This is a genomic window from Curvivirga aplysinae (genome assembly GCF_009711445.1).
In the GTDB taxonomy this organism is placed as follows: Bacteria; Pseudomonadota; Alphaproteobacteria; order UBA8366; family Aestuariispiraceae; genus Curvivirga; species Curvivirga aplysinae.
Genome location: NZ_SMMC01000189.1, coordinates 28533 through 35336 on the forward strand (window position 1 = coordinate 28533; position 6804 = coordinate 35336).

3 protein-coding genes are annotated in these 6804 nt (G+C 45.1%); 2 read left to right on the forward strand and 1 reads right to left on the reverse strand.

Annotated elements, in window-relative coordinates; genetic code table 11:
- Positions 1-38 precede the first annotated feature (38 nt).
- Positions 39-2729: a DNA mismatch repair protein MutS gene (mutS, locus tag E1160_RS10915; protein WP_155155194.1), complete on the reverse strand. Its 2691-nt coding sequence runs from the start codon at positions 2727-2729 to the stop codon at positions 39-41.
- A 353-nt stretch (positions 2730-3082) separates the two neighbouring features.
- Here mutS and E1160_RS10920 point away from each other — a divergent pair, with 353 nt between their 5' ends.
- Together E1160_RS10920 and E1160_RS10925 are read left to right on the forward strand one after the other, a co-directional pair.
- Complete coding sequence (locus E1160_RS10920; protein WP_155155195.1) at positions 3083-5347, forward strand: NADP-dependent malic enzyme; 2265 nt, start codon at positions 3083-3085, stop codon at positions 5345-5347.
- 35 nt (positions 5348-5382) lie between these two features.
- On the forward strand, positions 5383-6711 hold the full coding sequence (locus E1160_RS10925; protein ID WP_155155196.1) for an ATP-binding protein: 1329 nt from the start codon (positions 5383-5385) through the stop codon (positions 6709-6711).
- The last annotated feature ends 93 nt before the right edge of the window (positions 6712-6804 follow it).

Genomic DNA, 6804 nt, shown 5'->3' on the forward strand with positions numbered 1-6804 from the left:
TTAGACGATCCAAAAGAATGCACAAGTATTAAGCAATACTATTCAGATAAAAGTGACTTTAACGCATAAAGCTGTTCAAGAGCCGCCCGCGGGGTCAGATCATCCGGGTCGATATCTGCCAAGGCTTGCTCCACTTCCGACGGGCCAGCCGCTGCTATTGCTTCAGCTTCTGCTGCCTCTTCTTCCTCTACCTGCGTCAACATTGCTTGAAATAACGGTAAATCATCTACCAAACGCGTCACCGCACCGGATTGTTCACCTTTTTCCAGCGTATGCAATACATCTTCAGCGCGTTTCACCACGGCTTTTGGTAAACCTGCAAGACGGGCCACATGGATACCATAGGATCGATCTGCCGCCCCCGCTGCCACTTCATGTAAGAAAATCACATCCCCTTTCCATTCCTTCACACGCATGGAATAAGGCTTCAAACTATCAAGCTTTTCCGTCAACGCGGTTAGTTCATGGTAATGGGTGGCAAAAAGCGCACGGCTTTTACAAATTTCATGCAAATGTTCAACACATGCCCAAGCTATCGATAGGCCATCAAAAGTCGCCGTACCTCGACCAATTTCATCCAAAATCACCAAAGAACGATCTGTTGACTGATTCAAGATCGTTGCTGTCTCTACCATTTCCACCATAAATGTGGAACGACCACGTGCCAAATCATCGGCCGCGCCAACGCGACTGAACAAGCGATCAACAACCCCAATATGAGCTGCACGCGCAGGTACATAACTACCGATTTGCGCCATAATCGCAATCAGTGCATTTTGCCGTAAAAATGTAGATTTACCGGCCATGTTTGGCCCCGTGATCAACCACAGACGACGTTCACCACCAAGGTCACACCCATTAGGGACAAAATGGCTATCGCCAGTTTTACCAAGAGCTGCTTCGACCACTGGATGACGTCCGGCCTCGATATCAAAGGCCAGTGAATGATCCACAACCGGACGACAATAATCCTGTTCATCTGCCAACATTGCCAAGGCCGCTGATAAATCAAGTTCCGCCATAGCGCGTGCTGCACGTGCCACATCCTCTGCACGGCTTATCACATCATTTGCAAGGTCTTGGAAAAGTTCTTGTTCCAACGCCAAGGCTTTCCCTTTGGATTCAACAATATCACGTGCCAGTTCTGATAGCTCGGTCGTGGTGTAGCGAACTGCATTGGTCATGGATTGACGATGAATAAACTCTTCCGTCATCTTGTCGGAATTACGTGCTGTCACTTCAATGAAATATCCAAGCACATTATTATGCTTAACTTTTAAAGTATCTACGCCAGTCTGTTCTTTATATTTACTTTCAAGATTACTGATCAGGCGACGGCTTTCACTCCCCATCACCCTTAATTCATCAAGGCGCGGATTATACCCTTCGGCAATAAAACCACCATCGCGTGCCAATACAGGTAAATCTGTATCCAATGCTTGATGAAGGCGTTCCACAATAACGTCATGAAGGCCAAGCCCTTTTTCGGCCTCCCCGATACCACGTGGCAATTCCATATCTGTACTTGCAAGAATAGCTTTCACACGATTTGTTGCCCCCAACCCATCACGGATTGCCGCCAGATCACGCGGTCCACCACGCCCAAGGCCAATACGCCCCAGTGCCCGTTCCAAATCCGGTGTTTCTTTTAATAAGTCCCGTAAGTCGCCGCGCGCCATATCCGCATTCATGAAAAACGCCACCATATCCAGACGATCATTCACATCCACAGGATTGGTGAGAGGTGCCGCTAAACGTGCAGAAAGCGCACGCGCGCCTGCCCCTGTCACAGTGCGATCAATTGTTGCAAGCAAGCTGCCTTTACGTTCCCCAGACAGGGTAATTGCAAGTTCCAGATTACGGCGAGTGGCTTGGTCAATCTCCATCAAACCGCCATCAGAAACTTGAGACAGTTTCTCAAGCCGCGGCATCTTATCAACCTGGGTAAGTTCTAGATAATCAAGTAATGCCCCTGCCGCAGATGTTTCACCACGATTGAAATCCCCAAATGCATCAAGAGAGGCAACGCCATAAAAGTCCTTTAAGCGATTTTCATTATTAATACTGTCAAAACGACTATCTGGTTGCGGGGTAATGATATGTTGCCATTCAGCAAAGATGTCGAAAAATTCTGTCTTCTCCATCAGTTTTTGTGACACTAATAATTCACCCGGAGACACACGTGCGAGCACCGCCCCTAATTTCCCATCTTCAATGCGCTGCACATGGAAAATACCAGTAGACATATCCGCCCAACTTAACGCCAAGTCTTTTCCTGCGGATGCAAGTGCAGCCAGATAGTTATGACTGCGCGCATCCAGCAACGTATCTTCGGTTAAGGTACCTTGCGTTACAACCCGTTTAACTTCGCGGCGCACAACAGATTTGGAACCACGCTTTTTTGCTTCTGCGGGATCTTCGGTTTGTTCGCAAACAGCAACGCGAAACCCTTGGCGGATAAGACGTGCCATATAATTTTCAGCCGCATGATAGGGCACCCCACACATCGGGATTTCCGTATCTTCATGCTTACCACGCTTGGTCAGCGTGATGTCCAATGCCTCAGCAGCCCTTACAGCGTCATCAAAAAACAACTCATAAAAATCCCCCATACGATAGAATAATAAATGATCTTGATGATGCTCCTTGATGGACAGATATTGCGCCATCATCGGAGTAACTTTGGGAGTAGTTTTTGTGGTTTCAGTTTTTGCTGCAGTATCAGGCATAAGTTTTCTTGTTAAAATGGATCACATAATCATTCTTTAAAGGGAGTCCGAGTATAAGCAGAGTCCCTCTCCTCACAAGGCATAAGCAATGACTTTTCCAATTTTTCACCTAGTCCATTGAATCAACACTGTTTTTATCTAATAGAAACAGTTTCTAATATGTCATGATAGTGTCACAAAAATACTATATTTCAGTGACTTAAGAAAACTCCGAAATATTAGACAGTTTTTTCCTGTTCCAGAATGCTTTGTCAAACCGGATTGGCTAGGGTATCTACAGGATAGATGACGCTTTTTCGCAGATTAACGTCTCTATTTTGATGAAGTAACCGCCGAACTAAATTGGATCAAAAATGGCTGATAATAAAAAAAGCATGACAGACGAAGACGCGTTGGTATTCCACGCACAAGGTCGCCCTGGTAAATTGGAAATTTCCGCAACTAAACCACTAACAACACAGCGTGACTTGTCTCTTGCCTATTCCCCGGGTGTCGCAATTCCTTGCCTTCGTATCGAAGAAGACCCTTCAACTGCTTATGATTATACTGCTAAAGGTAACGTTGTTGCCGTCATTTCAAACGGCACAGCGGTTCTTGGCCTTGGTTCTATCGGTGCTCTTGCGTCTAAACCAGTGATGGAAGGTAAAGCCGTCTTATTTAAACGTTTCGCGGACGTAGATGGTATCGACCTTGAAGTCGACACAACGGATGTTGATGAGTTTGTAAATGCTGTTCGTTATCTTGGCCCAAGCTTCGGTGGTATTAACCTAGAAGACATCAAAGCACCAGAATGTTTCATTATCGAGCAACGCTTACGCGAATTGATGGATATCCCAGTCTTCCATGATGACCAGCATGGCACAGCGATCATTGCGGCTGCAGGTTTATTAAACGCATTGGATCTTACCAATCGCGATATTAAAACAACCAAGCTTGTTTGTAACGGGGCGGGTGCTGCGGCAATTGCCTGCGTGGAATTGGTCAAAGCTTTAGGTATGCCATCTGAAAATGTTATCATGTGCGATTCCAAAGGCGTGATTTATCAAGGCCGCGAAGAAGGCATGAATCAATGGAAATCCGCCCATGCTGTCGCCACTAAAGATCGCACGTTGCAAGAGGCCTTAAAAGGTGCTGATGTTTTCTTTGGCCTTTCTGTAAAAGGGGCTGTTACTGGTAAAATGGTCAAAGAAATGGCAGATCAGCCAATCATCTTTGCCATGGCAAACCCTGATCCAGAAATCACACCCGACGAAGTTAAAGCAGTACGCAAAGATGCAATCATTGCAACAGGTCGTTCCGACTTTGCCAACCAAGTAAATAACGTACTTGGCTTCCCATATATTTTCCGTGGCGCATTGGATGTACGTGCAAGCACCATCAACGATGAGATGAAAACAGCTGCGGCCCGTGCCATTGCCGAACTAGCACGCGAAGATGTGCCCGACGAAGTTGCGGCGGCTTATGGTGGTACAAAATTGGTTTACGGCCCAGATTACATTATCCCGGCACCATTTGATCCACGCTTGATCGTTGCGGTTCCAGGTGCAGTGGCACAAGCTGCGATGGATTCCGGTGTTGCAGCAAAACCAATCATCGATATGGAACGCTATCGTCAGGAATTGAAACAACGCCTTGATCCGACTGCAGGCATGTTGAACTTAATCTTCTCCAAAGTTCGTTCAAACCCACGTCGTGTTACTTTTGCAGAAGGTGAAGAAGAACGCGTGATCCGCGCTGCGGTTGCTTTCCGCAATGCGGGTTATGGCTATCCAGTTCTTATTGGTCGTGAAGATCGTATTGTTAAGAAAATGGAAGAGTTGGGTCTTGATGGGGGGGATATTGAAATTCAAAATGCCAAGCTTTCTCATCGTAATGAGAAATATGCGGAATTCCTATATAAACGCCTGCAACGTAAAGGTTTCATGTATCGTGATTGCTTGCATCAAGTAAACCAAGATCGAAATGTCTTTGCGTCCTGTATGTTAGCATTAAATGAAACAGACGCAGTCGTAACAGGTATAACACGTCACTTCCATGATTCATTTGATGCGGTTCAACGTGTCATAGATACGAAAAAAGGCGAAGTGCCAATGGGATTGATGATTATCGTTTCCCGTGGTCGCACTTACTTTGTAGCAGACACATCTATCCACGACACACCAGATGCCGAAACATTGGCGGATATTTCCGAACAAACAGCAACATTTGCACAAAGCCTTGGTCTTGAACCACGTGTTGCCTTCATGTCTGCGTCCAGCTTCGGTAATCCATCCATTGTAAAATCCAATCGTATCAGTGAAGCAGTTCAAATTTTGAATGATCGCCGTGTGTCTTTTGAGTTTGATGGCGAGATGTCTCCCTCTGTTGCCTTAAATTCAGAACAACGTGAGCGTCTCTATCCATTCTGTAAACTTTCAGGTGATGCAAATATTCTGGTAATGCCTGGATTACATTCAGCGCATATTGCCACACGTCTTTTACAAGAAATTGGTAAATGTACTGTTATTGGCCCACTGGTAATGGGGATGAGTAAACCGGTACAAATTGTACAAACAGGTGCGTCTGTGAATGACATCGTGAATGCGGCTGCGCTTGCAGTCCATGATGCGCTTCGTTAAACAGGCCTTTTAAGATTTAGTAAAGCTGATAGGACATGAACAAAAGTTATCTCACGGCCCCGACATTACCCGAAAAGGTCCAAGCAGCGGTTATTGCGATAGCACCTATTTTGGTCATGATTATCAGCTTTTACTATTTCGACTATATCTCTATGGTCGCAGCCCTTTTGGTAGGCACATTATCAAGCGTCACCATCTATATCCTTTCAAGCCTCAGTCTTGAGAGAGAGTTTTATGTAAAACAGCAACTTTCTATCACACAATCTGATCTGCAAAGCAGCCATCACGCCTTAGATCAACGTGCAGAGATGATAGAAAAAATGATTGATGGATTGCCTGATCCATTAATTTTCATCAATAAGAAACATCGTTGTTTACGCCGCAACGCAACTGCCCGGGATTATTTTCCAAACTTATCACCCGGTCGGCCAATCACATCCGTATTACGCCATCCTGAACTTATTTATGGGATTGATTATGTGCTTGATACTGGCGAAGCACGATCTGTTGCAATCGAGTTACCCTCCAATGTCGCAACAAAAATGGAAGTAAGAATACTGCCTATCGCGACAATTGGTGAAGATGGCAACAATGAACATTCTGCAATCCTATTAGCCATGCAAGATGTGACCAAGGTGGAACGTAGCGAAGCCATGCGTGCAGATTTCGTTGCCAATGTAAGCCATGAATTACGCACCCCATTAACCAGTTTAGTGGGATTTGCAGAAACCTTACTTGGGCCTGCCAAAGATGACGAAGAAGCGCGTCTTCAGTTTTTGGGCATTATGCAAGAACAAGCAGAACGCATGCTTCAAATTATTGAAGACTTATTGTCCCTATCTCGTATCGAAGTGGACGAACATTCTCGCCCCACAGAGGAAGTAGATATACGTGATGCGCTTCGCAAAACATGCGACACACTTAAGATGAAAGCGGATAAGAACCAAACCACACTTGATCTTAAAATCGCAGAAGATATTCCCTTGATTCAGGGAGATGAAGGGCAACTCATTCAAGTTTTCCAAAATTTAATTGATAACGCCATCAAATATGGTTCCGAAAATGGTGCCAAGAAAAACTCTGTCGTTACGGTGACTGTTCAGAATGTAGACGAAGCTCATATTTCAGTGGCTATCGCTGATCAGGGAAAAGGTATACCTGAAGACAGCCTACCACGATTGACAGAACGGTTTTATCGCGTAGATACGGCACGTTCTCGTGAAATGGGGGGAACAGGTCTCGGCTTGGCAATTGTAAAGCATATTGTCAACCGACACCGTGGAAAACTGTATATCACGAGTGAAGTGGATAAGGGCAGTTGTTTCAGTATCTCCCTACCGATCCGATCTTCTATAATTTCTTGATATCAATGGCGTTTTAACGTCATAAAACTTCACATTTTATCCGTTATCAACGTATAAATTATGCTGTGAAAAATTATGCATATCTCATATTGA